Source organism: Rhizobium sp. KNZ2-6A (genome assembly GCF_056755475.1).
The window spans coordinates 1-26,261 of sequence record NZ_JBNDIC010000039.1; the positions used below are offsets into that span (position 1 = coordinate 1).

At 61.9% G+C, this 26,261-nt stretch carries 24 protein-coding genes; 17 read left to right on the top strand and 7 right to left on the bottom strand.

The features are described 5' to 3' along the window. A partial coding sequence (locus ACPYOP_RS23465; protein WP_481412681.1) for a succinylglutamate desuccinylase/aspartoacylase family protein occupies positions 1–595 on the top strand: 595 nt, incomplete at its 5' end. A 288-nt stretch (positions 596–883) separates the two neighbouring features. Here ACPYOP_RS23465 and ACPYOP_RS23470 read toward each other — a convergent pair. Continuing rightward, positions 884–1,402: a MarR family winged helix-turn-helix transcriptional regulator gene (locus tag ACPYOP_RS23470; protein WP_481412682.1), complete on the bottom strand. Its 519-nt coding sequence runs from the start codon at positions 1,400–1,402 to the stop codon at positions 884–886. Between the two features lie 156 nt (positions 1,403–1,558). On the opposite strand from ACPYOP_RS23470, the gene ACPYOP_RS23475 reads away from it, so the two are divergent. From ACPYOP_RS23475 to ACPYOP_RS23495, 5 genes are all read left to right on the top strand, one after another. Further along, positions 1,559–1,909 carry an ArsC family reductase gene (locus ACPYOP_RS23475; RefSeq protein ID WP_481412683.1) on the top strand — a complete coding sequence of 117 codons (351 nt, stop codon included), beginning with the start codon at positions 1,559–1,561 and terminating at the stop codon, positions 1,907–1,909. A 50-nt stretch (positions 1,910–1,959) separates the two neighbouring features. Further along, the gene (locus ACPYOP_RS23480) at positions 1,960–2,385 is read left to right on the top strand and encodes a putative toxin-antitoxin system toxin component, PIN family (protein WP_481412684.1); all 426 of its coding nucleotides are present in this window, start codon (positions 1,960–1,962) and stop codon (positions 2,383–2,385) included. Position 2,386: 1 nt separating this feature from the next. Then, positions 2,387–2,614: a toxin-antitoxin system HicB family antitoxin gene (locus tag ACPYOP_RS23485; protein WP_481412685.1), complete on the top strand. Its 228-nt coding sequence runs from the start codon at positions 2,387–2,389 to the stop codon at positions 2,612–2,614. 27 nt (positions 2,615–2,641) lie between these two features. Continuing rightward, positions 2,642–3,115 (top strand): Cys-tRNA(Pro) deacylase, encoded by a 474-nt coding sequence (ybaK, locus tag ACPYOP_RS23490; protein WP_481412686.1) that lies wholly within the window; start codon positions 2,642–2,644, stop codon positions 3,113–3,115. A gap of 96 nt (positions 3,116–3,211) precedes the next feature. Further along, positions 3,212–4,465, top strand: a complete 1,254-nt coding sequence (locus ACPYOP_RS23495) for an aminopeptidase (RefSeq protein WP_481412687.1) — start codon at positions 3,212–3,214, stop codon at positions 4,463–4,465. Positions 4,466–4,541: 76 nt separating this feature from the next. Here ACPYOP_RS23495 and ACPYOP_RS23500 read toward each other — a convergent pair whose 3' ends face one another. Both ACPYOP_RS23500 and xseA read right to left on the bottom strand, forming a co-directional pair. Next, positions 4,542–5,132 carry an NAD(P)H-dependent oxidoreductase gene (locus ACPYOP_RS23500; protein ID WP_481412688.1) on the bottom strand — a complete coding sequence of 197 codons (591 nt, stop codon included), beginning with the start codon at positions 5,130–5,132 and terminating at the stop codon, positions 4,542–4,544. Then, positions 5,132–6,742, bottom strand: coding sequence for an exodeoxyribonuclease VII large subunit (xseA, locus tag ACPYOP_RS23505; protein WP_481412689.1), 1,611 nt, complete (start codon positions 6,740–6,742; stop codon positions 5,132–5,134). Before xseA ends, ACPYOP_RS23500 begins: the two co-directional genes overlap by 1 nt. A gap of 237 nt (positions 6,743–6,979) precedes the next feature. On the opposite strand from xseA, the gene ACPYOP_RS23510 reads away from it, so the two are divergent. Beyond that, positions 6,980–7,207 (top strand): homogentisate export protein, encoded by a 228-nt coding sequence (locus ACPYOP_RS23510; RefSeq protein WP_481412690.1) that lies wholly within the window; start codon positions 6,980–6,982, stop codon positions 7,205–7,207. 70 nt (positions 7,208–7,277) lie between these two features. Here ACPYOP_RS23510 and ACPYOP_RS23515 read toward each other — a convergent pair whose 3' ends face one another. Beyond that, positions 7,278–9,110: a hypothetical protein gene (locus tag ACPYOP_RS23515; RefSeq protein WP_481412691.1), complete on the bottom strand. Its 1,833-nt coding sequence runs from the start codon at positions 9,108–9,110 to the stop codon at positions 7,278–7,280. 241 nt (positions 9,111–9,351) lie between these two features. Here ACPYOP_RS23515 and ACPYOP_RS23520 point away from each other — a divergent pair, with 241 nt between their 5' ends. Together ACPYOP_RS23520 and ACPYOP_RS23525 are read left to right on the top strand one after the other, a co-directional pair. Next, positions 9,352–10,365 (top strand): glycosyltransferase, encoded by a 1,014-nt coding sequence (locus ACPYOP_RS23520; RefSeq protein WP_481412692.1) that lies wholly within the window; start codon positions 9,352–9,354, stop codon positions 10,363–10,365. Continuing rightward, positions 10,362–10,748 carry a GtrA family protein gene (locus ACPYOP_RS23525; RefSeq protein WP_481412693.1) on the top strand — a complete coding sequence of 129 codons (387 nt, stop codon included), beginning with the start codon at positions 10,362–10,364 and terminating at the stop codon, positions 10,746–10,748. The genes ACPYOP_RS23520 and ACPYOP_RS23525 overlap by 4 nt, the downstream gene beginning before the upstream one ends. 6 nt (positions 10,749–10,754) lie before the next feature. Here the strand turns inward: ACPYOP_RS23525 and ACPYOP_RS23530 are convergent, their stop codons facing one another. Next, on the bottom strand, positions 10,755–11,741 hold the full coding sequence (locus tag ACPYOP_RS23530) for a Gfo/Idh/MocA family protein (protein WP_481412694.1): 987 nt from the start codon (positions 11,739–11,741) through the stop codon (positions 10,755–10,757). 316 nt (positions 11,742–12,057) lie between these two features. Between ACPYOP_RS23530 and ACPYOP_RS23535 the strand changes: the two genes are divergently transcribed. From ACPYOP_RS23535 to ACPYOP_RS23550, 4 genes are all read left to right on the top strand, one after another. Continuing rightward, positions 12,058–12,627, top strand: a complete 570-nt coding sequence (locus ACPYOP_RS23535; protein WP_481412695.1) for an isochorismatase family protein — start codon at positions 12,058–12,060, stop codon at positions 12,625–12,627. Continuing rightward, positions 12,624–13,622 (top strand): GlxA family transcriptional regulator, encoded by a 999-nt coding sequence (locus ACPYOP_RS23540; RefSeq protein ID WP_481412696.1) that lies wholly within the window; start codon positions 12,624–12,626, stop codon positions 13,620–13,622. The genes ACPYOP_RS23535 and ACPYOP_RS23540 overlap by 4 nt, the downstream gene beginning before the upstream one ends. A gap of 106 nt (positions 13,623–13,728) precedes the next feature. Beyond that, positions 13,729–14,679 carry an aldo/keto reductase gene (locus ACPYOP_RS23545; protein WP_481412697.1) on the top strand — a complete coding sequence of 317 codons (951 nt, stop codon included), beginning with the start codon at positions 13,729–13,731 and terminating at the stop codon, positions 14,677–14,679. A gap of 29 nt (positions 14,680–14,708) precedes the next feature. Then, positions 14,709–15,152, top strand: a complete 444-nt coding sequence (locus ACPYOP_RS23550) for an N-acetyltransferase family protein (RefSeq protein ID WP_481412698.1) — start codon at positions 14,709–14,711, stop codon at positions 15,150–15,152. Here the strand turns inward: ACPYOP_RS23550 and ACPYOP_RS23555 are convergent. Both ACPYOP_RS23555 and ACPYOP_RS23560 read right to left on the bottom strand, forming a co-directional pair. Beyond that, complete coding sequence (locus ACPYOP_RS23555; protein ID WP_481412699.1) at positions 15,142–15,759, bottom strand: hypothetical protein; 618 nt, start codon at positions 15,757–15,759, stop codon at positions 15,142–15,144. The two genes, ACPYOP_RS23550 and ACPYOP_RS23555, sit on opposite strands and share 11 nt — an antisense overlap. 113 nt (positions 15,760–15,872) lie before the next feature. Beyond that, positions 15,873–16,766, bottom strand: a complete 894-nt coding sequence (locus ACPYOP_RS23560) for a LysR family transcriptional regulator (RefSeq protein WP_481412700.1) — start codon at positions 16,764–16,766, stop codon at positions 15,873–15,875. A gap of 129 nt (positions 16,767–16,895) precedes the next feature. Here ACPYOP_RS23560 and ACPYOP_RS23565 point away from each other — a divergent pair, with 129 nt between their 5' ends. The 4 genes from ACPYOP_RS23565 (at position 16,896) to ACPYOP_RS23580 (ending at position 26,202) form a co-directional block, all read left to right on the top strand. Then, positions 16,896–17,891: an aldo/keto reductase gene (locus ACPYOP_RS23565; RefSeq protein WP_481412701.1), complete on the top strand. Its 996-nt coding sequence runs from the start codon at positions 16,896–16,898 to the stop codon at positions 17,889–17,891. 255 nt (positions 17,892–18,146) lie between these two features. Then, entirely contained in the window at positions 18,147–23,669 is a 5,523-nt protein-coding gene (locus ACPYOP_RS23570; protein WP_481412702.1) for an alpha-2-macroglobulin family protein, read from the top strand. Between the two features lie 8 nt (positions 23,670–23,677). Further along, entirely contained in the window at positions 23,678–25,765 is a 2,088-nt protein-coding gene (pbpC, locus tag ACPYOP_RS23575; RefSeq protein WP_481412703.1) for a penicillin-binding protein 1C, read from the top strand. A 77-nt stretch (positions 25,766–25,842) separates the two neighbouring features. Continuing rightward, on the top strand, positions 25,843–26,202 hold the full coding sequence (locus tag ACPYOP_RS23580) for a nuclear transport factor 2 family protein (protein WP_481412704.1): 360 nt from the start codon (positions 25,843–25,845) through the stop codon (positions 26,200–26,202). The last annotated feature ends 59 nt before the right edge of the window (positions 26,203–26,261 follow it).

Consider the following 26,261-nt stretch of genomic DNA (forward strand, 5'->3'; position numbering starts at 1 on the left):
TGCCTATATCGACGAGGCCTTCTGGCCGGAGGCTTCCGGTCTTGCCGCCGCGTTGAATATGGATGCCGTTTTGCTGTCGGACGGCGAAAGCTCGGCCTTCGAGGAGGCCGTGAGCTTCGCCTGGAAATATGAAGTGCCGGGGGAAAAGAAGGCAAGGCTGCCGGGCAAGCTTTCGGTAACGGTCGAGTTGCGCGGCACCCGCGATGTCTATCCCGAGATGGCCAAGCAGGATGCAGAAGGGCTCTGGCGCTTCCTGGCCGCGCGCGGCGCAGTGCAGGACGAAAGCGTGACGCTCGGCGCGTTCGATGGCCCAGCCGTGCCGCTCGACAATGTCGAGATGATCCGCGCACCACAAGCCGGGACCGTGCTCTTCCATCGCAATATCGGCGAACGGGTCGAAGAAGGCGATCTGCTGGCGACCATCATCACCAAGCCCGGCATGGCAGACGGGACCATCGACGTCCGCGCGCCGCAGGCAGGCCTGATCGTGACCCGCGTGTCGGATCGGCTGGTGCGTCGTCGCGGTGACCTGATGAAGATCGGCTCCGATAAGCCGAGCTCCGTCGCCCGCAAGCCGGGGACGCTGGAAGACTGATTGGCCTAGCGACCGTCTATTACCTTACATCTGATCGTAAAGGCGATTGCGGCCGCTTCCCGCAGAAGCGTACCCAAGCGGCGACTGTGACACAGCGCGTCCACAAAGGCCGCGTGCACCATACCCGTTAGCCGGGCAAATATTGAACGATTTCCCATCACGATCATGCCTCCGATCAAGCTGATGCAGCGATGTTAAGAGCATCGAAGAGCGTGGCAGCACGCCCTCAACTTATATGTATGTATAGTGCATATATATGAGGAAAATGTCAAGGCCGGAGCTGAAAGGCTATGACATGAAGGCAATGGGGCAGCGATCCTGATCGCAAACGCCCTGATCGCAAACGCGACAGACCACGTCCTGGTCATCCCCAAGATCGACCAATGCCGGCAGCAGCTTCTCGATGAGGCGGCCGAGCTGTTCCGTCTCTTCAGGCCTCAGCGCCGCGAAAGCGCGGTGAATAACGGCCTGGCGAGCGGCAAGGCTCCGGCCAAAAAGCGCGCGGCCGCTCTCGGTCAGCTGCAGCGAGCGGGCGCGCTTGTCACCCTCGACGCCGCCGGCGCGCAACACGAGATCGGACGCTACCAGCTGATCGACGAGACGCACGGTGGCCGAATGCGAAAGCGCGATCATTCGGCGCAAGGTCTCGATCGTGATACCGGGCTCGGTGCCGATCTGGACGATGGCGGCAATCGCGCTCGGACCATGGCCGATTTCATCGGCGAAGGCCTTCTCCATCTTGTCCACCAGAGCAAGGCCCATGGCGCCGAAGAGATTCTCCAGCCGTAATATTTCCTTGTCCGCCATCGTGCTGCGTCCACATTGTAAATATGCATGCTGCATATTTACAGGATGTTTGATGGCAACCGCAATGGACGAGGGAACCGCTTTGCCCCGAGGTCGGCTTTCGCCGCGCTTCATTCGCGTGCTATGCCCTACCGGACAGCAAGCGACGGATTCGACATGACGATCACCATTTACGGCATCAAGAACTGCGACACGATGAAGAAGGCCCGGAGCTGGCTCGAGGGCCACGGCATCGCCTATGATTTCCACGACTACAAGGCCGTCGGCATCGACCGGAACCATCTGGAGCGCTGGACGAAGGAAGCCGGCTGGGAAGTCGTGCTCAACCGCGCCGGCACCACCTTCAAGGCCTTGCCGGAAACGGATCGCATCGACCTTTCCAGGGACAAGGCCATCGCGCTGATGCTGGCGCAGCCTTCGATGATCAAACGCCCGGTCCTGGAGGCAGGCGGCAAATTGCTGGTTGGCTTCAAGCCGGACATTTATGCAGGCTTTTTCGAGGCGTGATCGGCTGCGGCGCCCTTTGAATTTGATAGCATATATGCTATCACTTTCTCATGAAGGTTGTCATCGACACGAACATTTTCGTTTCTGCGATCATGAATGCCGACGGGGCGCCACGACAGGTCATCCGCCTCTGCCTTGAAGGGCAACTGGTCCCACTGATCAGCAACGCTTTGTTTGCCGAATACGAGGATGTTTGCGGAAGGGATGCCCTTTTCGATAATCGGTTCATCTCAAAAGAAGATCGCACGGCACTCCTCGATGCATTTCTTTCAAGCTGCTTGTGGGTTCCCATATATTATTTATGGCGCCCAAACTTGCGCGATGAAGGAGACAATCATTTGATCGAACTCGCCGTTGGTGGCGGTGCTTCGGCGCTGATAACGGCAAACAAGAAAGATTTCGCCCAAGCGGAATTGCTATTTCCGCAGTTGGAAATTCACACAGCAGGTGAGTTCCTTATTCGGAGGAAACTTTGACATGAGCACGCTGACAATTCGTCTTCCAAGCGATCAGCACGAACGGCTAAAAGCTCTTGCTGCATCTCGCGGCACGAGTCTCAATAAGCTTTTTGAAGAACTGACGACAAAGGCACTCACAGAGTTCGATGTCGAAACGCGGTTTCGGCTCAAGGCGGCCAAGGGCGACAAAGCTCGTGGTTTGGAAATTCTCGAAAAGCTTGACCGCGTTCATTCCGAACGCGGATAAAGCCGCACGGCTGGAAATATTGGTCCCATGTCAAAAACGACCCGCGCGACGCAAGTGCTGGCCCAAGCGAAAGTCGCCTTCACCGTGCATGCCTATGATTACGATCCGAATGCCGAACGCGTCGGCCTGCAGGCGGCGGAGGCGCTTGGCGAGGAGCCGCATCGCGTGCTGAAGACGCTGATGGCGGAGGTGGACGGCAAGCCGGTCTGCGCCGTCGTGCCTTCCGACCACGAAGTCAGCATGAAGAAGCTCGCCGCAGCCTTCGGCGGCAAGTCTGCCGCCATGATGAAGCCTGGCGATGCCGAGCGCCTGACGGGCTATCATGTGGGCGGCATCAGCCCTTTCGGCCAGAAGAAGCTCGTTCCGACAGCCATCGAGGCACAGGCGATGACCGAGGCCTATGTCTATATCAACGGCGGCCAACGCGGCCTGCAGGTACGGTTGAACCCACAGGATGCATTGGCTGCGCTGAAGGCCAAGGCCGCGCCGTTGATTGCCTGACGATCTCCCAAAGTCGGACAAACCGCCTTCAATTTTGCCGCAAACCGGTCTAAGTCTTCAGACCATTCTTTCGATATCAGCCAAGCAGGTTTCGTCATGACATCAGCCTCCCCCAACCATTATCCCGTCGATCACGCCAAGCTGGAAAAGCTTGCGGAAGTAGCCGTAAGGGTCGGGTTGCAGCTGCAGGCCGGCCAGGATCTGCTGATGACGGCGCCGGTGGCGGCGATGCCGCTGGTGCGGCTGATCACGCGCGAGGCCTACAAGGCCGGCGCCGGCATCGTCTCCACCTTCTATTCGGACGAAGAGACGACGCTTGCCCGCTACGAATACGGTCAGGAGGCGAGCTTCGACCGCGCGGCGACGTGGCTCTATGAAGGCATGGCCAAGGCCTTCTCCAACAACACGGCCCGCCTCGCCATCGCCGGCGACAATCCGATGCTGCTTTCCAATCAGGACCCGAACAAGGTGGCGCGCGCCAATCGCGCCAATTCCGCCGCCTACAAGCCGGCGCTCGAAAAGATCTCGAATTTCGACACCAATTGGAACATCGTCTCCTATCCGAACGCCTCCTGGGCGAAGCTGGTCTTCCCGAACGATCCGGAAGCGATCGCGGTTGCCAAGCTCGCCAAGGCGATCTTCTCAGCCTCGCGCGTCGACGTCGAAGATCCGATCGCGGCTTGGGCGGAGCACAATGCCAATCTGCACAAGCGCTCGACATGGATGAACGACCATCGCTTCGCCGCCCTGCATTTCCAGGGACCGGGAACCGACCTGACCGTCGGCCTGGCGGATGGCCATGAATGGCACGGCGGCGCCTCGACCGCCAAGAACGGCATCACCTGCAACCCGAACATTCCGACGGAAGAGGTCTTCACCACGCCGCATGCGCTGCGTGTCGAAGGCCATGTCTCGTCGACGAAGCCGCTGTCGCATCAGGGCACGCTGATCGACAATATCCAGGTGCGCTTCGAAGGCGGCCGGATCATCGAGGCCAAGGCGACGCGCGGCGAGGAAGTGCTGAATAAGGTGCTCGACACCGACGAAGGCGCCCGCCGGCTCGGCGAAGTGGCGCTGGTGCCGCATTCCTCGCCGATTTCGGCGAGCGGCATCCTGTTCTACAACACGCTCTTCGACGAAAATGCCTCCTGCCACATCGCGCTTGGCCAGTGCTACTCGAAGTGCTTCGTCAACGGGGCCACGCTCAGCCAGGAGCAGATCAAGGCGCAGGGCGGCAATTCCAGCCTGATCCATATCGACTGGATGATCGGCTCTGACAAGGTCGATATCGACGGCATCAATGCGGATGGCTCGCGCGTGCCCGTCATGCGCAAGGGCGAATGGGCGTAAGGACGCTCGCATATCCCGAACGCTATCGTGCCGCGGTATTTTTGCCGCGGCATATTTTTTGGCTAGAAGCGCTGGATCAGATCGTCGCCAGGGCTTTCCTGATACGAGCGAGATGCGCCTTGCGTCCGACTTCGGTGACGCGATCCATGTCGTGCAGCGCCAGCATACGGAAATTCAGCCGCTTGGCGCAGAAGGCGGCGATGCCGCGTTTCAGCAGGCGCCGCACCGGATTGCCCATATAGAGATGCACGATCCACCAGGGCGAGCCGGTCGTCGTCAGCGCCCAGAACAGGCGGACATTGGTGAGCCGCGGCACGATACGCCCGCCGGCGGCATCGTGAGTGAAGGCAACGCCGGGCGCAAAGGCGCGATCGAAGAAACCCTTGAGGATGGCCGGAAAATTGAACCACCATTGCGGAAAGACCAGGATCAGTCCCTCGGCCGCTTGCAGCCGCGCGACGATGGCATCGACATTAGACGTGTCATAGGGCTGGTCGAAATAGCCGCGCCGTTCGGCCTGCGAAAGACGGGGATCGAAACCCTCGCGATAGAGATCGAGCAGATCGACCTCGTGCCCGCCGGCAGCAAGTGTCTCCTGCGCGAGCCTCGCCACTGCGGCGGCGAAGCTGTCCTCCAGCGGATGGGCCAGCACCAGCAGGATGCGCATCAGAACAGGCTTCCCTGTTTCGGCGGAGCGGCAGCCTCAGCCTGCTTGGTGGCGCGTTTCTTCGCAGGCGGAGTGCCTGATGCGGATGAGGACGGCGGGGCGGCATCATCGCCGGTGACCGCGCCGACGCGACCATCCGCGAATTCGATCGAGATGGCAGCGCCCGTCGAAAGCGCCGCCGCCAGCGAAACCGGGCGGTCGTCCTCGTCACGCACGACGGCATAGCCGCGCTTCAGGACATTCCTGTAGGAGAGCGACTGCAGGATCCGCTCCTGCGCCAGCAGTTCGCTGCGCGCGCGGGTCAACTGATGACGGATGGCGGTATCGGCGTGCCGCACGAGGTTGCCGAGACGGTCGCGCGCACGTCCGGTCTGTGCTTCGAGGCGGGAGGGCAGCGTGGCAAAGACGGCATCGGCGCGTTCGATACGGGCGCGGGATCGGTCGAGCATGCGCTCGATGGTCCGCTCCGCCCGGGTCATCCGCTCGCCCAATTGCTGGCGGCGCTCCGCGATCCGGTTCGACAGGATATCCGGCCGTAGCTGCGCGGCCATGCGCTCGAAGGAGCGGCGTTTGTTCAGCGTGTTCAGCTCAAGCCCGCGGCCGAGGCCGGCGGCCGCCTCATCGAAACGGCGGCGCGGCAAAGCGAGGATCTGATCGAGCGAAGGCAGGGCGCGCAACAACGCGCGCACTGCCTGCCGCCGCTGATCCATCTGCCTCATCATCCCGCCCTGCAGCCGGGCGGCAAGGCTGGCAAGCTGCGCCTCCAGTTCGGCCTTGACCGGCACGGCCATTTCGGCAGCACCCGTGGGCGTCGGAGCCCGCACATCGGCGGCATAATCGATCAAGGTCCAGTCGGTCTCGTGACCGACAGCCGAGATCAGCGGGATATCGCTCGCCGCAGCGGCACGAACGACGGCCTCGTCGTTGAAGCTCCAGAGATCCTCGAGGCTGCCGCCGCCGCGCGCGACGATCAGCACGTCGGGGCGCGGGATCGGGCCGCCGGGCGCAAATTCATTGAAACCACGAATGGCATTCGCCACCTCGTCACCGGAGCCCTCCCCCTGCACCTTCACCGGCCAGACCAGCACATGCACGGGGAAGCGATCGGAGATGCGGTGCAGGATATCGCGAATGACGGCGCCGGTCGGCGAGGTGACGACGCCGATCACCTTTGGCATGAAGGGGAGCCGGCGCTTGCGCTCGGGATCGAAGAGACCTTCGGCGCCGAGCTTGCGCTTACGCTCCTCCAGAAGCGCCATCAGGGCGCCGGCGCCGGCGGGCTCCAGGGTCTCGATGACGATCTGGTATTTCGACGAGCCCGGGAAGGTCGTCACCTTGCCGGTCGCAATGACTTCCATCCCCTCCTCGGGGCGGAATTTCAGCTTGGAGAACGTGCCCTTCCAGATCACCGCATCGATGCGGGCGCGATCGTCCTTCAGCGAGAAATAGGCATGGCCTGAGGAATGTGGCCCGCGATAGCCGGAAATTTCCCCGCGCACGCGCACCTGGTCGAACGCGTTCTCGACCGTGCGCTTGATCGATCCGGACAATTCCGAGACGGAGTATTCCGTCAGGTTCGAAGGCGAATCATTCTCAAAAAAGCTGCTCATGTCCTCTTTCTAGCCGATGTCGCGGTAAATGCGGAGCCTGATGCATACCCCTTAAGTCTGAATCGATCGAAGGAAAGGATGCGCGCATATTTAAGGTGCCGCCGCCTCCTTTGCATGTCCCATAAAGGGCGCGGAGCCTATTGCTTCATCGAACGTTAACCCTGCTGGCAAAGCCTTTCTTAGCCATCCATGCGTAAACCTGTGCAAACTGGTTCTTGGTAAAGAGGATATGGAGCGATGATTTTCGCGACCGCCACGATCATCGGAATTGCCGCCGGCCTGCAGCGCACGACGATCGGCGCGCTGCTCGGCGTCGCGCTGGTGAGCATCGCCTTCATGGTCGCCGTCGCCACATCGATCGTTCCCCCGCCGCTGACGACATTGTTCATCGCGCTTGGCGGCTACAATCTCGGCTTCATCGGCTATCTGATCACGGCCGACATGACGGAGCAACGCCGCGCCTGAAAGCAACTTCGGGAAGTGCGTCGCCGTTTCCTATCCGAAGTTACGTGAAATCGAGCGGTTCGGCTCAATTCTATGGCTTGACGCGGAAGAACTGCACATCCGACACCGCCGGCGCGGCAATAGGTTCCAGATAAGCGGGGACCCGCCCGGCACTCAGCTGGGCATAAAGCCCCTTCGGTGCCCGCTCGCTCAAGAGCTCCGCCTGCGGATCACCCTTGCAGAAAGCCACAATCGTCACCTTTGCCTCGCGCAGAAGCGCTTCCGCCTGCTGCGGTTCAGCAAGGCCGATATGCAGCTCTGCCAACATCCCGTTGGGATCGCGATGATAGGGGCCGGAGAGTGTGCGATGGGGCGTGAAGCGCAAAATCGGCGCTCCCATATTTGAGGCCGCTGCGACGCCCCCCGGCTCAAGCCCTGCGATCGGCGCCAGGGCCTCCTTGGAGGCGCAATTGGCAGACTCCTCCGCCTTGGCCGGTGTCGCGGCCGCAAAGCCGTTGACGATCCCCTTGCTTGCAAGCGCACCGCCCACCGCCCAAACGGCCGGAACGGAAGCCAGTGCCGTCACCGCGTAAAGCAGAACGGAGCGCAGATTTTTGGTATCGGCCATATAGCTTTTCCGCAGCTCGGCGATCACCAATGCCAATGGCGGTATGGCCAGCAGATTGGTAAATTCCGCGCCGCGCACCTGCACCAGCGTAATCACCCAATTGATCGCGATCAGAGCCATCAGCATTGAATGAAGGCTCGCGCGATTGCCCCGCAGCATACGAACCGCGCAAATGAGCATCGCCAGGAGACCCGTCGCATAGAAGGCACCGAGCGTATCGGGCTGCCTGTGGGCCACGGAGATGATCGATTGCGCCTCGGTCACCCTGCTCAGCCAGAGGTCCACCAGCAGCGGGTCCAGATCGGCAAGCGGATTGCGCAGGCATTGCGGCGCGAGCGCGACGGTCGTGGCAAACACGAACGCTCCATTGACCAGCAAAACCGCGATGCGCCATGGCCGCGACAGACGGCTGGCAAAGAGCGTCGACAGGAAAAGCCCGATGCAGCCGGCACTGACGATGCCGTAAAAGCCAAGCGAGAGATTGTCGCAGGTAACGCTCGAATAGAGACGCGGTGGCACCAGCGAGAAAAAGGCGGCGCTGACGGCAATCGTCAGCGTCAGGGCAAAAGCCGTGGCAGCGGGTGCGAAGGCTTCGCCCTTCCAAGCCCATATGCAGGCGACCGACATGCAGGCGACGGCGACGAAAGGCGTCGTTTCCGCGCCGATGCCGAGCTGGATGGCAAGGGCGATGGCGGCAATGGCGAAGTTGCGCGGCCGATAGGTCTCGTCCGCCAGCATCGCGACCGTGAGGGCGACGAGGCCGAGCTGGACATTGTCGTGATCGATGGAGCCCGGCACGAAGCGCGGCGACATGACCACGAACAGGGAGGTCAGGATCAGTGAGAAATGCATGCCTTCCGCGCCGGCGATGCGACGGCCGGCAAGGCCCATGAAGAACATCAACGGCAGGATAAGCACCAGCGGCCAGACAGTCAGTGCCGCCGCTTCGGCGCCTTCCGGCGAAAAGAACATCCGGAAGAAGAGGATGAGGCTTGCAATCGGCAGGTCGATGAAGCGCGACCAGTGCATCAGCGTCCCGCCTTCGAGGCCGAGACGATATTGCATCATGTCGAACCAACCCTGGCCGGCGAGGAAATCGCGCACTTCGACAAGGCGCATCGCGTCGTCATTGTCGGGGCCGACATAGTCCGTGAGGTTACGATGAATGACGAGCTGCGCGATGATGATGACGACGACATAGATGAGCGCAACCAAGGCAGGATGAGACCAGCGCTGTGGCGCTGTCTTCTCTGCCGCTCCGGCTGCCTCGGGTGGCATTGCCAGCGTCTGCGCCATCTCGATAAACCCCATGTTGGAAGGATAGTAAGGAGATAGGCTAGCGGCTGCGCATCAAAAAACAGTAAAGCGCCTGTGAGCCGCCGAATTCATCACGATAATGTTTTTCGCAGAGCCGAGATCCCGCCATTTTTATTACGCAGCCATAGGGTCTTATTAACAGCCAGCGGGATAAGCTCTCGTCCGGATCGTCCATCAGGCCTCAACTTGACTTTACGCGTAGGAACAACCGGCCAAGACCATGTGGAATGAGAAGCTGAGCATCGCCGTCCTTCTGCCCTGCTACAACGAAGCTGCGACGATCGGCGACGTCGTGCGTGGTTTCCGCAAGGCGCTGCCGCAGGCGACGGTCTACGTCTACGACAACAATTCCACCGATGGCACGGCGCTGCACGCGATGCTCGCGGGCGCGACCGTCGTGCGCGAGCGCCGGCAGGGCAAGGGGCATGTGGTACGGCGCATGTTCGCCGATATCGAGGCCGATATCTACGTCATGGCCGATGGCGACGGCACCTATGCGTCCGAGGACGCCGAAGAGCTGATCCGCACGCTGCTGACCGAGGGATCCGACATGGTCGTCGGCACCCGCCGCAACGTTCGCAGTGATGCCGGGCGCCAGGGTCATGCCTTCGGCAACCGCATCTTCAACTGGCTCTATCGCACCATTTTCGGTGCTGACTTCACCGATATCTTCTCCGGCTACCGCGCCTTTTCGCGCCGCTTCGTCAAGAGTTTCCCGGCCGTGTCGGGCGGCTTCGAGATCGAGACCGAAATGTCGGTGCATGCATCGCGGCTGAAGTTGCCCGTCAGCGAACTGGAACTCGACTACGGCCGGCGGCCGGAAGGGTCGCACTCGAAGCTTTCCACCTTCCGCGACGGTGGCAAAATCCTCTGGATGTTCGCGATGCTGATGAAGGAAACGCGGCCTTTCGCCTTTTTCGGCATATTGAGCGCCGTTGCCATGGAGCTCAGCATCGGCTTCGGCATTCCGGTCCTTGCCGAATATTTCGAAACCGGGCTGGTGACGCGCATGCCGACCTGGGTGCTTTCCGTGGCACTGACGATGATCGCCTTCATGCTGTTCACGGCCGGCCTGATCCTCGATTCGGTGGCTCGCGCCCGCGCGGAGCAGTTGCGCATTCACTATATGAGCCTCGCCAAGCCGGCGCCCCGCGAAAACGGCGACGATCGGATGGTCTATATGGCCGAACTCGAAAAACCTGCAAGCCGGAAGAAAAGGGCGAAGGCTGCATGAAGAAGCTCTTTCGCTTCCTGATCGCCGGCGGCGTCGGCTTCATCGTCGATGCCGGTGTGTTGCATCTGTTGCTGTGGTTTACGCCCTTCGGCCCCTTCGTCGGCCGGGCACTCTCGATCCCGAGTGCGCTGCTCGCCACCTGGTTTATCAACCGCAACTTCACCTTCGGCCGGTCCAACCGGTCGCTGGCTTCGGAAGGCTTTCGCTATGGTTCGGTCGGCCTGACCTCGGCGCTCTTGAACTATGCCCTCTTCAGTTCATTGCTGATGACCGAACCGTCATTGCGGCCGATCATCGCGCTGACGCTTGCTTCGGCGGCGGCAACGGCGTTCAGCTTCTTCGGCTATTCACGCTTCGTTTTCCGCCACCGGCAAAACCCCTAAATCCTATCAGATTGGCTCCCAGTCATCCTTCTCGCTGGCGCGGTAGATGGCGTCGATGACCTTCTGGTTGAGCTTCGAGCTTTCCAGAGACACGACTTCCGCACCTTGACCCAGTGCTGCCGAAGCAAAAGCTTCCGCCTCGCGCCTGTACTGGCGGCTGTCGGGAAAACGGAAGATCTGGGATTCCGAATGGCCGCGATTGGTCAGTTCCAGCTCTTCAACGCCGTAGCGATCGGCATTGAAGGGTGATTTCACCTCGATAAAGCCGTCGGTGCCGTGGAAGACCATGACTTGGCGGTTGGCCATCTGCGTCGAGATGTAGAAGCTCAGCTCGAAATCGCCGAAATCGGCCTTGACGCTGGAATAGATGTCGGTGCCGAATTCCGGATCGCGCTCAGTGACGGCCTGAATGCGCAGGGGTTCGCGGCCGGTGACGAAACGGGTGCTGATCGTCGGGTAGACACCGATATCGGGCAGACCGCCACCGCCGAGCGCCGGAATATTGCGCATGTTGCCGGCATCGCGGTTAAAATAGGTGAAGGCACCCTGGATGTGACGCAGGCGGCCGATGGCGCCATCGGCCAGCAGCGAGCGAACCTTCCGCCAGACCGGTGCATAGGTAACCATATAGGCTTCCGTCACCAGGACCTTGTTGCGGTCGCGGGCGGCGATCAGGCTGTCGATGTCTTCAGCCTTGAGCGCGATCGGCTTTTCGCACAGCACATGCTTGCCGGCATCGGCAGCCTTGATCGTCCATTCGACATGCTGCGAGGTCGGCAGGGGGATATAGACGGCGTCGATCGTGTCGGAGGCGAGCATCTCCTCATAGGAGCCGAAGGCATGCGGCACGGAGAAGCGGTCGGCCATCTGGCGAGCACGAGCGAGATCGCGGCTGGCGATGGCCGTGACAACACAATTTTCCGCATCCTGAATGGCGGGCACGACCAGATCGCGGCCGATCTTCGCGGTCGACAGAATTCCGAAACGCAGCATGATCTCTCTCCTGAAGCATCGTCCCGAAGCAGACGGCCGCGTGGCGATGATCGCGACATGGCCTTCCGGCGGGATCCTTGGTGAACACGGTGGGGTCAAGCGAAACGGGGCATTTCGCTCTTAACGAAACCGGCGCCAACCTTATTCGGCCCTTGCCGAAGGCGCAACGCCCGAAGCGGATTGTGGGAGCGGAGGCGACGTCATGACGATCATCAGGCCATGTCCTTATTTGTCCTCTTTCTGTCTGCCAGATGGCTTTCGAAGCTTCCAAGCGATGCCTAATCTCGGCTATCCTTCAAGCACAGGAGATACGAAAATGTCCCACACGGATACCGCACTGCTCGTCATCGATGTCCAGGAATCCTTTCGCCAGCGCCCCTATTGGCGAACGGACGACCTGCCAGCCTTCACGAACCGCCTGCAGGCGCTGATCGACGGCGCCAAGGCGAAGGGCATTCCCGTCGTGCAGATTTTCCATGTCGAGGACGGCGACGCGCATTTCAGCCTCGAGAGCGGGTTCGTTCGCAAGCTCGATGAAATCTCGCTGGAGGCCGACGCTATCTTCCACAAGCGCCGCCATTCGGCGCTCGTCGGTTCCGGCCTCGATGTCTGGCTGGTGGCAAACGGCATCCGCAAGGTGATCGTTTCGGGCATTCGCACGGAGCAATGCTGCGAGACGACCACCCGGCACGCCTCCGACCTCGGCTACGAGGTCGACTACGTCACCGAGGCGACGCTGACCTTCCCGATGACGCATGCCTCGGGCACCGTCTTCAGCGCCGATGATATCAAGAAGCGCAGCGAGCTGGTGCTGTCAGGCCGTTTCGCCCGCATCACAACGATCGAAGAGGCGCTTGCCGACGCATCGATCCGGAGTGCCGCATGACCCAAAACGACCGGCGCCTCCATCGGCGGATCATTCCCGTTTACGTCGTTCTGCCGCCCTATACGCTGCTGATGGACGTGGCCGGGCCGGTGGAGGTGTTGCGCCGCGCCAATATCGAACAGGACGACGTCCTGTTCGATTACCAGTTCATTGCTGCCCAGCCAGCGCAGACGACCTCGGTCGGGCTGATGCTTGCCGATCTCAAGCCGCTGCCGGATCACATTCCCGATGGCGCCTATGTCATCCTGTCCGGCAGCGTCACGCCGCCCGACGATGCCGAGGATATCGAGCCGGAGCTCGCCAAGCTTGCGAGCTGGCTAAGAGGTGCGATACGTCCGGGCATTACCATTGTCACCATCTGCTCGGGAGCGGTGCTTGCCGCCCGGGCCGGATTGATGGACGGCTATGCCTGCACGACCCATGCCGCCTGCCTCGACGAAGTCAGGGAATTTGCCCCGACGGCGAGAGTTCTCGACAACCGGCTTTATGTCGAAGACCGCGATCGCTATTCCAGCGCCGGCATCACGACAGGCACCGACCTGATGCTGCATCTCGCCTCCAAGCTGACCTCGCCGGTGACGGCGCTGACGATTGCCCGGCACATGGTCGTGTATATGCGGCGAACCGGCGCCGAACCGCAGCTCTCGCCCTGGCTCAGCGGCCGCAACCATGTTCACCCCGCCATCCATCGTGTTCAGGATGCAATCATGGCCGATCCGGCTCACACATGGTCGCTCTCCGAGCTTGCCGGCATCGGCGCGATGAGCGCGCGGCATATTTCACGGCTGTTTCAGGAGCATGCCGGCCTGTCTGTCACGGCCTATGTCAATCTAATGCGGGTCACGCTGGCGCGCGACGTGCTTGCCAATTCGCGGCTAGACATGGAGCGCGTGGCGGAAAAATCCGGTTTCGCATCGCCACGGCATATGCGGCGCGTCTGGTCGAAATACAACACGCTGCCGCCCAGCCACTATCGGCGCTCGGCGGCGGAATAAAGAAATCGTTTGTGGCGTTCATTGCGAAAGGTCGCTAGCCTTGCCCTGTCCCTTCACGCCGGCGCCCGCTCGCCGGCCTGCCCCTCACGTGATTTGGAGAGATATCATGGACATGCGCAAGCTTGGACGAACCGATCTGTTTGTCGCCCCCATTGTGTTCGGCGGCAACGTCTTCGGCTGGACGGCCGATGAGAAAACCTCCTATGCACTGCTCGACGCCTTCTTCGACGCCGGCTTCAACACGATCGATACGGCCGATGTCTATTCCCGCTGGGTTCCCGGCAACAAGGGCGGCGATTCCGAAGAGATCATCGGCAAATGGCTGAAGCAGGGCCGCGTTCAGCGCGACAAGGCCATCATCATCACCAAGGTCGGATCGGAGATGGGGCCGGGCAAGAAGGGCCTTAAGGCCGACTATATCATCGAGGCGGCCGAGGCTTCGCTGAAGCGGCTGCAGACCGATCACATCGATCTCTATCTCTCGCACTGGCCGGATCCCGAGACGCCGCATGAGGAATCGCTTGCCGCCTATGCCAAGCTGAAGGAACAGGGCAAGATCCGCCATGTCGGCTGCTCGAACCTCGATGCGACGCAGCTCCTGGCTTCGCTCGATGCCGCCGCCAAGGCCGGCCTGCCGCGATACGACGTGCTGCAGCCCGAATATAACCTCTATGCCCGCGACAGCTTCGAAGGGCCACTGGCGGATCTCTGCGTTCAAGAAGATATTGGCGTCATCACCTATTTCAGCCTCGCCGCCGGCTTCCTGACCGGCAAATACCGCAGCAAGGCGGATACCGAGGGGCGGGCGCGCGAGAACCGGGTCGCCGCCTATCTCGACGACAAGGGCCTGCGCATTCTCGCCGCTCTCGACAAGATCGCCGCCGAAACCGGCGCAAAGCCCGCCGAGATCGCGCTTGCCTGGCTGCTGCGCAAGCGCGGCGTCACCGCCCCGATCGCCAGCGCGACTAGCCTCAGCCAGCTCGACGCGCTCATCAATTCGGCGAAGCTTTCGCTTTCAGATGACGCCATGCGCCTGCTCGACGCAGCCGGCGAATAGATAGAGGCCAAATAAACAAGGACGGGCCGATGACAGTGACGATACGAGATGCCAGACCCGAAGACGAAGCGCGCTGGCGAGCGCTTTGGGACGGATATCTGGCCTTTTACGGCGTCACCATCGCGCCTGACATCACCGATGCAACATGGCGCCGGGTCTTCGATCCGGCGTCAACGATCTTCATGCGCGTGGCCGAGGTCGATGGCGAGGTGCAGGGCTTCACGCTCTGCATCACCCATGAAGGCACATGGGTGCGCGCACCCGACTGCTATCTGGAGGACCTATTCGTCGATGAAAGCGCCAGAGGCCACGGCGTCGGCCGGGCGCTCCTCGACGATCTCGTTACGCTCTGCAAGAAGAATGGCTGGGGCCGGCTTTACTGGCACACCGAAGAAGGCAATGCGACTGCCCGCAAGCTCTACGACACCTATGTCGAGAGCGACGGGCACATTCGCTATCGCATCAGCTTCTGAGTTTGGGAAAACCTTCATAATGGGCGGAATGATCGCCCTCCCAATTGGCCATGCCCGGCTTGGTCAGCATGCCGCGCGGGCTGACAAAGCTTTGAATCGTCCGCTTGGGTCGCTCGTGCCACTGGATATTGAAGGCCCATAGTTTCGGGAAGAAGCAGAGGGACGCGTAGGATAGATGATCGTGGATCCACCAGGCAAGCTTCTGCCAATCGCCCTCATGGCTGTGATGATCGATGAGCCATGGCACGACGATGCAGACGGCCGAGCCCATGCAGCCGTCGAGATCGCGCATGTCCCAGATATGGTGCGCAGCGGTGTGGGGATTGGTCGAGCAATTCAGCCCGTTCTTGTTGCCGAAGGCATTGACCTCGGGCGAACGATAGCCGGAACGGATATGTAGCCGGCCAAATGTCGCCTCCAGCGGCTCCAGCAATTCCTCGCAGAGCCTGCGGCCAGCTTCAATCGCCAGATCGGGGTCTTCGGGGATATTGGGAATGCGATAGAAATCTGATACTTCCGAATGCAGGAAATCGCGAAAGAAGAAGTTCTTCGACAACCTGACACGGCCGAGATCCTCGAGCCCCTTCATCGACCCCGGTTTTCTCATCGCTGCAATTCCTTCCTGAAACCATCCGATCAGTCGAGACGAGTTATGGCATCGCCGCCACCCGATTTCTGTCAGCAGTCGCTCATTGCTTGTCCAACGCAATTCCGGACGTTCTAAGGCCCCGTATATTTGAAGAAATCGATGAAGGCTCTGAGGGCCGGGCGCATTTGGCGGCGGCTCGGATAATAGATGCAGAAACCGGGATAGGGCGGGCACCAGTCCTCAAGCACTCGGATAAGCTTGCCCTCGGCCAGCTCCTGCTGCACGCGGATATCGAAGAGATAGGCAAGGCCGGCGCCGTTGACAGCCGCGAGAACCCCGAGCCGATCCTCGATGACGATCAAGGGTCCGTCGACGGCAACGACCAGCTCCTGGCCATCCTTCTCGAATTCCCAGCGATAGATCGAGCCATCGGTGAAGCGCCGCTTGATGCAGCGGTGATGGACGAGATCGCGCGGATGCAACGGCTTCGGATTCTTTTTGAAATAGGCCGGGGAGCCGGCAATCACGGTGCGGATATCAGGCGAGACCTTTACCGCAATCATGTCGCCCTCGATGCTCTCCTCCAGCCGGATGCCAGCATCATAGCCTTCCTTGACGATATCGCTGAAGCCATCCTCGTTGGCGATCTCCAGCGTGATATCAGGATAGGTGTTGAGGAAATCGCCCAGCCGCGGCGCCATCAAGAGATCCGAGGCGAAGCGCGGCGCGGTGATACGCAGCGTTCCCGCCGGGCGGCCTCGGGTCGCAAGCGTATCCTCCAGTGCGATGTCGATCTCCTCCAGAGCCGGCGCTAAGCGCTGAAGCAGTGCCTGCCCCTCCTCCGTCGGCAGCACGCTACGCGTGGTGCGGGCGAGCAACCGCACGCCCAAGCTTTCCTCGAGGCTGGAGATGGCATGGCTGACCGCGGATGGTGCGATCGACAGTTCCTTGCCGGCAGCGCGGAAGCTGCGATGGGCGGCGACGGCGGCAAATACCGCGAGTTGGGAGAGCTGTGTTCGGTTCATTGATCTAAATTATAGAACAACCTGTAAGAATTTGCATGGATTTTCATCCACTATCCAGAATCCTACATTGAGTTCGTAGGCAGCGAACACAAACCCTGCCGCTCCCATACGTCTCAAGAGGAATACATTATGAAAACCCGCAGGCTTGGTAAGGATCTCACCGTTTCCGCCGTTGGACTTGGCTGCATGGGCATGAGCTTTGCCTATGGCGCGGCCGACGAGGCCGAATCCGTCAAGACGCTCCATCGCGCCGTCGATCTCGGCGTCACCTTTTTCGATACGGCTGAAGTCTATGGCCCCTTTACCAACGAGGAGCTGCTAGGCCGTGCGCTGAAGCCGGTTCGCGACCGCGTGGTCATCGCCACCAAATTCGGCTTCAAGCTCGATCACACGAAATCAGGTCCGGCTGCCATGATCGGCGTCGATAGCCGGCCCGAACATGTCAAGGCAGTAGCCGAAGCCTCGCTGAAGCGGCTCGGCACCGATGTCATCGATCTCTATTACCAGCATCGCGTCGATCCGAACGTGCCGATCGAAGACACGGTCGGCGCCATGGCGGAGCTGGTGAGAGAGGGCAAAGTGCGGGCACTTGGCTTGTCCGAAGCCGGTTCTGCCACCATCCGCCGCGCCCATGCGGTGCATCCGATCGCCGCTGTGCAGAGCGAATACTCACTCTGGACCCGCGATCCGGAAGAGGATGTGCTTGCCACCTGCCGCGAACTCGGCATCGGCTTCGTGCCCTATAGCCCACTCGGTCGCGGCTTCCTGACCGGTGCGATCCACAAGACGGACGATCTTGCCGCCGATGATTTCCGCCGCTCGCTGCCGCGCTTCCAGGACGAGAATTTCGATGCCAACGCGGCACTCGTCGCAAGACTTCAGGCGCTGGCCGAGGAAAAGGGCGTCACGGCGGCACAACTGGCGCTCGCATGGGTGCTGCATCAGGGCGATGACATCGTGCCGATCCCCGGCGCGCGCAAGCTGCACCATCTCGAGCAGAACGCGGCGGCCGCCGATATCATACTGTCGCCGCAGGAGTTGAAGGAACTCGGCGGCATCATCTCGCCGCAAACGGTCGCCGGAAAACGGTATACCGATGCCGCGTTGGCGATGACGAATATATGACAAATGGGCTGCTCCGTCTGCCCAAGCGAAGACACCGGCCGCAAAGGCCGGTGTCTTTTTGGGATCGAAAAGAAAAGTGAAACATCGCAGAGCGGAGGGCGGAACATGCGAATCGCCTGAATTGCAGGCTTTTTCAAACCCCTACGTTGATCGTCAGGGACGCGAAGCTCATTCAGAAGCTCCACGCTCGGTTGACAAACGGGCACGAAATTTGAAGATTGCCGCCATCAAAAACGGGCAGCGTCGGGGGGACTTATGTCTAAGCGCGCGTTTATCGGCTTCTCTGCTTTTCTTCTCGCCACTTTCGCCTCTCTGAACCCTTCGGCCGCTGCCGACGTCAAGCGCCAGGTGGTCACCACGAAGGACGGCGATTACTTCGGTTTCGATCTGCGCACCGAGCAGAACGTGACGCTGGACCAGTGCTCGGCCGCCTGTATCGGCGACAAGTCCTGCAAGGCCTTCACCTATAATCCGAAGGTGAAGTGGTGCTTCATGAAGTCGGACTTCAACCAGCTGAACAGCTTCCCCGGCGCGATCGCCGGCAAGATCGTCGAGACGGCCGCCACCACCGAGCCGGATATCGGCGCGGCACCCGCCCTTTCCTTCCTCTCCGACAATTTCGTCCAGAGCGCGCGCGACGCGAAAAGCACGCTGACGCTCGGTAATGAGCTGAAAGGCCAGGGTGTCGAGAGCCTGATCGCGCTCGGCCGCATCGAGCTGACCTCGGGCAACGTCAACAATGCCCTGAACGCCTTCCAAGGCGCGCTTTCGCTCAATCCCGACAATGGCGATCTGTGGATCGAGATGGCACGCGCCGCCAATACGATCACGAACGACACCGGCGTCGCCACGCGCGCCGCCTATGCCGCGCTCAACGGCTACCAGCTGACCCGCACACGCAGCAGCCGCGCCGATGCGCTGTCTGTGCTCGCCGAGTCGCTGAAGAATGCGCAGAACTACCGCCCGGCGCTCAGCGCCTACAAGGCAAGCCTCGAGCTCACCAGCTCTGCCGCCGTCCAGGCGGCCTATGACGATCTGAGGGCACGCCAGGGCTTCCGCGTCACGGGCAATACGCTCGACAACGACAATGCCTCGCCGCGCGCCTGTGCGCAGTTCTCCGAAAAGCTGGTGAAGAGCGGTGTCGATTACACCCCCTTCGTCACCGTCAATAACGCCGCGCCGAAGGGCGTCGATGCCAAGGACAACCAGATCTGCGTCGAAGGCCTGGAATTCGGCCAGCACTACCGCATCTCGCTGCGCGCCGGCCTGCCCTCCTCGGTGGATGAAAATCTCGCCTCGCAGGTCAATGTCGACATGTACGTCAAGGATCGCACGGCTTCGCTGCGCTTCACGGGTGACAATTTCGTCCTGCCCTCGACCGCGCGCCGCGGCATTCCGATCATTTCGGTCAACGCCACTACGGCCAATCTGAAGCTCTATCGCATCGGCGACCGCAATATCCCCCAGCTGCTGAACGGCTCGCAATTCCTGACGCAGATGGACAGCTACAGCGCCCAGACCGTCCAGGACACCAATGGCGAGCTGGTCTGGCAGGGCTCGATCGAGATCAAGCAGGACCTCAACAAGGAAGTCGCGACCAGCTTCCCGGTCGACGAGGTGCTGCCGAAGCGCAAACCCGGCGTCTATGTGCTGACGGCGGTTGCGCCTGAGAGCGGCGGTCATGAGTGGGACCCGCAGGCGACGCAATGGTTCGTGGTTTCCGATATCGGCGTCACCACCTATGCCGGTACCGACGGGCTGAGCGTTTTCGCCCGCTCGCTCGGCAACGCCAAGCCGCTCGCCGGCGTTCAGCTGCAACTGCTCGCCAAGAACAATGAAATCCTTGGGACAGCGAAGACCGACGACAATGGCCGCGCCACCTTCAGCGCCGGCCTGATGCGCGGCACGGCGGGTATGACGCCGGCCGTCATCACCGCTGAGAATGGCGATCAGGATTATGTCTTCCTCGACATGACGCGCGCCGGCTTCGATCTTTCCGACCGCGGCGTGGCAGGCAGAACCGCGCCCGGCGCGATCGACCTGCTGAGCTGGACCGAGCGCGGCATCTACCGCGCCGGCGAGACCGTGCATGCATCCGCGCTTGCCCGCGACGTCAGCTCGACAGCCGTCGAAAACCTGCCGCTCACCTTCGTCTTCCTGCGCCCGGATGGCGTCGAGGACCGCCGCATCGTCACCGACGGCGGCAAGCTCGGCGGTTATAATGTCGACTTGCCGCTGCAGCAGACCTCAATGCGCGGCACCTGGACGATGAACATCTATACCGATCCGAAGGGCTCCTCCATCGGCTCGCAGACCTTCCTCGTCGACGATTTCGTGCCGGATCGCATCGAATTCGACATGAAGAGCGACGCCAAGGAGATCGAAGTCGGCCAGCCGACGCCTGTTAATGTCGATGGACGCTACCTCTATGGCGCACCGGCCGCCGGCCTCAATCTGGAAGGCGAAGTTACGCTGAAGCCGACGCGTCAGAGCGACGCCTACAAGGGCTATCAGTTCGGCCTCGCCGATGAGGGCGCGGGCAAGGACAATAATGACAATGATGACGAGGACAGCAGCGGCGGCGACAGCAAGGCCGAAAGCACGCAAGTGCCGCTCGACGACCTGCAGGCACTGGACGAGAATGGCAAGACCACCTTCAACGTCACGATCAACGACACGCCTTCGACCACGCAGCTCCTGAACGCCAATATCACCGTGCGCATGCAGGAGGCCGGCGGCCGCGCCGTCGAGCGCTCGCTGACCTTGCCCGTCAAGGCGGATGGTCCGCGCATCGGCATCAAGCCGGAATTCGACGGCGATCTCGGCGAAAATGCCGTCGGCAATTTCCACGTCATCGCTGTCGACGCCAACGGCCAGAAGCAGGCCATGCAGGGCATGACCTGGAAGCTGCTGAGTGTCGAGCGCAATTATCAATGGTATCGCGACGGCAGCAGCTGGAAATACGAGCCGATCATGTCCACCAAGCAGGTGGCGGTCGGCACGGTCAACGCCACGAGGGATGGCGCGGCGATTTCCATGCCGGTCACCTGGGGCCGCTACCGCTTGGAAGTCTCCACTGCCGATGCGAACGGTCCGGAATCCAGCATCGAGTTCAATGCGGGCTGGTATGTGGCCTCCACCTCGACGGAAACGCCGGATGCGTTGGAGATCGCGCTCGACAAGGAAAGCTACCATGTCGGCGATACCGCCAAGCTCAAGGTGACCTCGCGCTATGCCGGCCAGCTGATGGTGACGGCCGGCTCCGAAACGCTGATCTCGGTCACCAATGCCGATATCGGCGCCAATGGCGGCGAAGTGGACGTTCCCGTCACCACCGACTGGGGCGCCGGCACCTATCTGACAGCGACGCTCTTCCGCCCCGGCGAGGCGCAGGAAAGCCGCATGCCGATGCGTGCCATCGGCATCAAATGGGCACCGGTCGATCCCGGCGAGCGCAAGCTGCAGGTCAAGATCGACGCGCCCGAGAAGACGCTGCCGCGCCAACCACTCAATATCGCTCTACAGGTCGCCGGCGCAGGCGCCAATGATGACGCCTATGTGACGATCGCCGCTGTCGATGTCGGCATTCTCAATCTGACGCGCTACCAGCCGCCGGCACCGGACGAGTGGTATTACGGCCAGCGCCAACTCGGCCTTGAAATCCGCGACATTTACGGTCGCCTCATCGACGGCTCGCTCGGCGCAACCGGCAAGCTGCGCACCGGTGGCGACGGCGGACAGGCGGCCCTGCAGGCAAGCCCGCCGAAGGAAAAGCTGATCGCGTTCTTCTCCGGGCCAATCAAGCTCGATGCCGAGGGCAAAGCGAATATCAGCTTCGATATCCCGCAATTCAACGGCACGGCACGGCTGATGGCCGTTGCCTGGTCGAAAGCAGGCGTCGGCCACGCGACACGGGACGTGATCATCCGTGACCCCGTCGTCGTCACCGCAAGCTTGCCGAAGTTCCTCGCGCCTGGGGACAAGGCCAACCTGCGTCTCGACGTCGCCAATACGGATGCCCCTGCCGGCGAGTATACGCTCGCGGTGGCGGGCAACAGCGCCGTGACCGTGGATGCAAGCGCCACGCAGCAGAAGATCAACCTGCAGGCCGGCGGCAAATACGCCATCACGCTGCCGCTGACCGGCGGGCAGCCCGGCGACGGCACGATCTCGATCAAGCTGTCGAATGCATCGGGCATGTCGCTCGACCAATCGGTCGATATTCCCGTTCGCCCGTCGCAGCTGCCGATCACCGAACGGCGCGTCATCGCGCTTGCGCCCGGCAAGAGCCTGACCGTCAATGCCGACCTTCTCGCCGACAGCGTGCTGCCCGGCGCCTCGGTCAGCGTCAATGTCAGCCGCTCCAGCGCCTTCGACGTGCCGGCACTGCTGATGAGCCTCAGCCGCTATCCCTATGGCTGTGCGGAACAGACGGCGAGCAGCGCGATGCCATTGCTCTATTTCAGCGACATGGCGATCAAGAACGGCCTTGCTGATGACACCGAAATCCGCAAGCGCGTGCAGGACGCCATCTATCGCGAAATGTCCTACCAGTCCTCGACCGGCAGCTTCGGTCTCTGGAGCCCCGGTTCGGGCGATCTCTGGCTCGACGCCTATGTGACCGACTTCCTGACCCGCGCACGCGAGCAGAAGTACAATGTGCCGGATCAGGCCATGGTGCAGGCGCTGGAGAACCTCCAGAATGCGCTGAGCGCCAATACCAACGTCAAGGACAACGGCAACGAGATCGCCTATGCGCTCTATGTGCTGGCGCGCAACAAGAAGGCATCGATCAGCGATCTGCGCTACTACGCCGACACGATGCTGAACGACTTCCCGACGCCGTTCTCCAAGGCGCATCTGGCGGCCGCTCTCGCGCTCTATGGAGATGCTCAGCGCTCGCGCAACATCTTCGTGGACTCGCTGCAGATGTCGCAGAAGGCGGCGGTCACCAAAGTCAGCTTTGTCCGCTCGGATTACGGTTCGTCGCTGCGCGATGGCGCCGCCGTGCTGGCGCTGGCTGCCGAAAGCCGTCCCGTGCCGCCGATCATTCCCGAACTCGCTAGCGTCGTCGCCAAAGATTGGCAGACCAAGAAATATACCAGCACGCAGGAACAGACCTGGATGCTGCTTGCTGCCCGCGCCCTCCAGAATGGCGACGACGGCCTGACGCTCGATGTCAATGGTGCTGCCCATAGCGGCACTTATATGGCGCAGATGTCCGGAGACGCCCTGATGAGCCATCCGCTGACCGTCACCAACACCACCCGCCAGCCGCTGTCGGCGGCCGTGACCACGGTCGCGGCTCCGGTTGCGCCGCTGCCGTCAGGCGGCAACGGCTTCGCCATCGAGCGCAAATACTACACGCTCGATGGCGAAGAGGCGAATGTCAGCCAGGCACAGCAGAACGAGCGGTATGTCGTCGTGCTGCATGTGACGGAGAGTAACGACTGGCCGCAGCGCCTGCTGGTGACCGATCTCCTGCCCGCCGGCTTCGAGATCGACAATCCGAGCATCGTCAACAGCGCCCAACTCTCGAACTTCGACTGGCTGAGCGACATTCAGCCGGCCCATGTCGAATTCCGCAACGACCGTTTCGTCGCAGCCTTCGACCAGGGCTCCGGCGCCGATCGTGACCTGACCTTCGCCTATGTCGTGCGCGCCGTGACCCCCGGCGTCTACGATCATCCGGCCGCAAGCGTCGAGGACATGTATCGTCCGCAGTTCTCGGCCCGCACGGCGATGGGCCGCATGGAGGTGCTTGCTGCACAGAAGTAAGAGCCGTCATGAAGAGACGATGGAAGATTGCGATCGGCTTCGGAGCCACTGCCTCGGCGGCGGTGGCGCTGGTCTTCGGCCTTGAGGCTGCGGACCGCGCCTATCCGCCGCCGCTCGACAATGCCCGCGTGGTCTCTGCCGAGGTGCTCGACGCCAATGGCGATCTCTTGCGCGCCTTTGCCACGCCCGCGGGCCGCTGGCGGCTGAAGACCGGCGTTGCCGATGTCGATCCGCAATATCTGCGCATGCTGGTCGCCTATGAGGACCGCCGCTTCTACGATCACCACGGCGTCGATCCCATGGCGATCGGCCGTGCCGTCCTGCAACTCCTCACGCATGGCCGCATCGTTTCAGGCGGCTCGACGCTCTCCATGCAGGTGGCGCGACTGATCGAGCCGCGCGGCGAGCGCTCTATGGCGGCGAAGCTGCTGCAGGTCGTCCGCGCCATCCAGATCGAGCGGCGGCTGACCAAGGAGCAGATTCTCGACCTCTACCTGACGCATGCGCCCTATGGCGGCAATCTGGAGGGCGTTCGGGCGGCGAGCCTTGCCTATTTCGGCAAAGAGCCACGCCACCTGACCGTCGCGCAGGCAGGCCTGCTTGTGGCACTGCCGCAGCTGCCGGAAAAGCGCCGGCCGGACCGCAACCTCGCCGCCGCCCTGGCTGCCCGACATCGCGTGCTCGAGCGCGCCGCCGTCGCTACAGTGATCGGCGAAGGCGAAGCGGAGCGCGCCTCCCTCTCTCCCATTCCGGCCCAGCGGCGGCAATTGCCAGCCTATGCCGCTCATCTGGCCGAGCTGGCGCTCCGCAAGCAGCCCGGGATCGTCAAGCACAAAACGACACTGCGGCGCGATGTGCAGCAGGGCTTGGAAGCCGTGGCCGACGCGGCGGCAAAACGGCTCGGGCCGAAGATCTCGGTCGCCATGGTCATGGCCGACGCCAAAACCGGTGAGATCATCGGCGAAGTCGGCTCGGCCAACTATTTCGATTCCTCGCGGACCGGCTGGGTCGATATGACCCGCGTGTTGCGTTCGCCCGGCTCGACGCTGAAGCCCTTCATCTATGGCCTTGCCTTCGAGCAGGGCTATGTGGCGCAGGAAACAATCATCGAGGATCGCCCCGCCGATTTCTACGGCTACCGCCCTCGTAATTTCGACATGAGCTACCAGGGCGATGTCAGCGTGCGCCAGGCGCTGCAGCTGTCGCTCAATGTGCCGGCCGTGCGCCTGCTCGACGCCGTCGGCCCGACCCGGCTGCTGGTGCGCTTCCGCCGCGCCGAGGTGAAGCCGAAGCTGCCGCCGAACGAAGCGCCGGGCCTTGCGATCGGCCTCGGCGGCGTTGGCGTCACGCTGAAGGACCTCGTGCAGCTCTATGCCGGGCTCGCCAATCGCGGCAAGGCGATGCGGATCGGCGATGGCATCCAGGACGAGCCGGGGCCGATCGACGGCGAACCGCTGATGGAGCCGATCGCGCTGTGGAACATCACCGACATTCTCTCCGACATCATCGCGCCGCGCGGCAGCAAGCAGCTGGGCATCGCCTACAAGACGGGGACCAGCTATGGCAACCGCGATGCATGGTCGATCGGCTATGACGGCGCGCATGTACTCGGCGTTTGGGTCGGCCGGCCGGATAATGGCGCCGTGCCGGGGCTGGCGGGTTATGTTTCGGCCGCACCAATCCTGTTCGAGGCCTTTGCCAAATCGGGCGTTGCCATCACCCCCTTCCCTCCGGCCCCGATGGGCGCCGTGCGCATCGCGCCGACCGAGCTGCCGATCAGCCAGCGACGCTTTTCCGTCACCGCCGCCGGGCTGCTGGCCGCTTCGAGCCGTGAACCGGCGCCACAGATCGTCTATCCCCCAGAAGGCGCGCGCGTCGATCTCAGCGCAAACGGTGGCAGCAACGAGATCATGCCGCTGGCGCTGAAGCTGCAGGGCGGCCGCGCGCCGTTCCGCTGGCTCGCCAACGGCAAGCCGCTGCCCGACATGTCGCGCCGCCGCACCAACCAGTGGACGCCCGATGGCGCGGGCTATTCGACGCTGACCGTCATCGATGCTGCTGGACGCGCGGCAAGCGTGCGGGTTTTCGTGGAATAGGTTGATTTCAGGCGCGAGTTTTGCGAGCCGCACCCGCCTGTGATAGTTTACCGGATACTCAAACAAGGAATGACGAGATGTCGGAAGAGCAGGCAATCCGTGCGGTTGTTCACCTCTATGTCGATGGCATGGCATTCGCGAACGAGCCGGCGCTGCGCAAGGCGTTCCATCCGCGGGCCGATATCATCGGCAACTATCAAGGCGTGGTGGAGTGGATGACGCGGGATGAATTCATTGCCGCCATCGTCGAACAAGGCAGCGCGCCTCCGGACACGATACCGCTGATGGAAATCGAGCTGATCGACATCGAAGGCGATGCGGCCAGCGTCAAAGTCGTCGACGAATTCGCCGGCATGCGGTTTTCAGACTATCTCTCATTGGTGAAAATCGATGGGCGGTGGAGCGTGGTGAACAAGGTATATCATCTGCATCGATGAATTGCTGGCCTCAAGGCTGCTCCGTCTATGCCGAGCCTCTGATACCCCCCTCTGTCACT

Excerpts from the sequence above, each read along its gene's own strand:
- ACPYOP_RS23470 (WP_481412682.1), bottom strand. The coding sequence starts at position 1,402 with ATGGCGGACAAGGAAATATTACGGCTGGAGAATCTCTTCGGCGCCATG.
- ACPYOP_RS23475 (WP_481412683.1), top strand. The coding sequence starts at position 1,559 with ATGACGATCACCATTTACGGCATCAAGAACTGCGACACGATGAAGAAG.
- ACPYOP_RS23480 (WP_481412684.1), top strand. The coding sequence starts at position 1,960 with ATGAAGGTTGTCATCGACACGAACATTTTCGTTTCTGCGATCATGAAT.
- ACPYOP_RS23485 (WP_481412685.1), top strand. The coding sequence starts at position 2,387 with ATGAGCACGCTGACAATTCGTCTTCCAAGCGATCAGCACGAACGGCTA.
- ybaK (WP_481412686.1), top strand. The coding sequence starts at position 2,642 with ATGTCAAAAACGACCCGCGCGACGCAAGTGCTGGCCCAAGCGAAAGTC.
- ACPYOP_RS23495 (WP_481412687.1), top strand. The coding sequence starts at position 3,212 with ATGACATCAGCCTCCCCCAACCATTATCCCGTCGATCACGCCAAGCTG.
- ACPYOP_RS23500 (WP_481412688.1), bottom strand. The coding sequence starts at position 5,132 with ATGCGCATCCTGCTGGTGCTGGCCCATCCGCTGGAGGACAGCTTCGCC.
- xseA (WP_481412689.1), bottom strand. The coding sequence starts at position 6,742 with ATGAGCAGCTTTTTTGAGAATGATTCGCCTTCGAACCTGACGGAATAC.
- ACPYOP_RS23510 (WP_481412690.1), top strand. The coding sequence starts at position 6,980 with ATGATTTTCGCGACCGCCACGATCATCGGAATTGCCGCCGGCCTGCAG.
- ACPYOP_RS23515 (WP_481412691.1), bottom strand. The coding sequence starts at position 9,110 with ATGGCGCAGACGCTGGCAATGCCACCCGAGGCAGCCGGAGCGGCAGAG.
- ACPYOP_RS23520 (WP_481412692.1), top strand. The coding sequence starts at position 9,352 with ATGTGGAATGAGAAGCTGAGCATCGCCGTCCTTCTGCCCTGCTACAAC.
- ACPYOP_RS23525 (WP_481412693.1), top strand. The coding sequence starts at position 10,362 with ATGAAGAAGCTCTTTCGCTTCCTGATCGCCGGCGGCGTCGGCTTCATC.
- ACPYOP_RS23530 (WP_481412694.1), bottom strand. The coding sequence starts at position 11,741 with ATGCTGCGTTTCGGAATTCTGTCGACCGCGAAGATCGGCCGCGATCTG.
- ACPYOP_RS23535 (WP_481412695.1), top strand. The coding sequence starts at position 12,058 with ATGTCCCACACGGATACCGCACTGCTCGTCATCGATGTCCAGGAATCC.
- ACPYOP_RS23540 (WP_481412696.1), top strand. The coding sequence starts at position 12,624 with ATGACCCAAAACGACCGGCGCCTCCATCGGCGGATCATTCCCGTTTAC.
- ACPYOP_RS23545 (WP_481412697.1), top strand. The coding sequence starts at position 13,729 with ATGGACATGCGCAAGCTTGGACGAACCGATCTGTTTGTCGCCCCCATT.
- ACPYOP_RS23550 (WP_481412698.1), top strand. The coding sequence starts at position 14,709 with ATGACAGTGACGATACGAGATGCCAGACCCGAAGACGAAGCGCGCTGG.
- ACPYOP_RS23555 (WP_481412699.1), bottom strand. The coding sequence starts at position 15,759 with ATGAGAAAACCGGGGTCGATGAAGGGGCTCGAGGATCTCGGCCGTGTC.
- ACPYOP_RS23560 (WP_481412700.1), bottom strand. The coding sequence starts at position 16,766 with ATGAACCGAACACAGCTCTCCCAACTCGCGGTATTTGCCGCCGTCGCC.
- ACPYOP_RS23565 (WP_481412701.1), top strand. The coding sequence starts at position 16,896 with ATGAAAACCCGCAGGCTTGGTAAGGATCTCACCGTTTCCGCCGTTGGA.
- ACPYOP_RS23570 (WP_481412702.1), top strand. The coding sequence starts at position 18,147 with ATGTCTAAGCGCGCGTTTATCGGCTTCTCTGCTTTTCTTCTCGCCACT.
- pbpC (WP_481412703.1), top strand. The coding sequence starts at position 23,678 with ATGAAGAGACGATGGAAGATTGCGATCGGCTTCGGAGCCACTGCCTCG.
- ACPYOP_RS23580 (WP_481412704.1), top strand. The coding sequence starts at position 25,843 with ATGTCGGAAGAGCAGGCAATCCGTGCGGTTGTTCACCTCTATGTCGAT.